Origin of the sequence: Rhodoplanes roseus, from assembly GCF_003258865.1 — a bacterium.
In the GTDB taxonomy this organism is placed as follows: domain Bacteria; phylum Pseudomonadota; class Alphaproteobacteria; order Rhizobiales; family Xanthobacteraceae; genus Rhodoplanes; species Rhodoplanes roseus.
Genome location: NZ_NPEX01000054.1, coordinates 28,375 through 29,210 on the forward strand (window position 1 = coordinate 28,375; position 836 = coordinate 29,210).

Genomic DNA, 836 nt, shown 5'->3' on the forward strand with positions numbered 1-836 from the left:
CGAGGGGCCGCCCGGTGCTTCGCCGTCGACCGCCGCGCGCACCGCCGGCAGCACCGCCCGCGCCGTCGCGGCGGCCTCCGCCCGCGTCAGCCCCGCGCGCATGCGCGGGTGGTAGAGGAGGCCGAGCAGATAACGGTCGTAGCGGCGGAAGCGGCCGGTCCGCACGGCGTCGTTGAACATCGTCCACGGCACCGCGGCGGTGTCGTTGATCGGCCCGAGCGCCTGCAGGATCTCCTCGATGGCGCAATCGCGGAAGTCGAAGTCGGAGACGTCCGCCGCCAGCACCACGACGGCCTGCAGAATTCTTTGCGATGCATCGCGCGACAATCCGCTGACGCATTGCGGCTCGAGCCGGCGCAGCATGTCCTTGGCGCGCGCTCGGCCGAACACCGCGCCGACCGCCGCCGGCAGGCTGCGCTGCGTCACCACCAGCACGGTCAGGTTGGCGCTCGCGCGCTCCGGCGTGCCGGCGATGTCGAGATGGGCGACGCCGCGGCCGATCTCGGCGACGACGTCGTCGACGGTGGCGAGACGTGCGGGCCGCAGCTCGGCCGGGGCGCCGGCCGCGTCGACGAACACCCGCACCGGGCCCTCGAAGCGGCGGATGCGGTCGCTCGGCGCGCTCGAATACTCGGCCCCCAGCGCGACGGCCAGGAAGCCGCGGAGAATCTGGCGGTCGGTGAAGCGGTCGGGCTCGGGCGGGGCGCGGCGGGCGGCATCGCGCGCCCAGGAAGGCGTGACGGCGAGGATCAGGGCCGCGCAGCTACTTTCGGGGAGCCCCGGAGGTCGGCGACGTCGATCTCGCGGCCCGCCTCACGCCCCGCCGGCCGGGCCTG

At 75.1% G+C, this 836-nt stretch carries 1 protein-coding gene; it reads right to left on the minus strand.

Features of this window, described 5'->3' with window-relative positions; translation table 11 throughout:
- Positions 1-753, minus strand: a 753-nt coding sequence (locus tag CH341_RS10470; RefSeq protein WP_111418982.1) for a DUF2927 domain-containing protein, incomplete at its 3' end; no start/stop codon positions are given.
- Between the last annotated feature and the right edge of the window lie 83 nt (positions 754-836).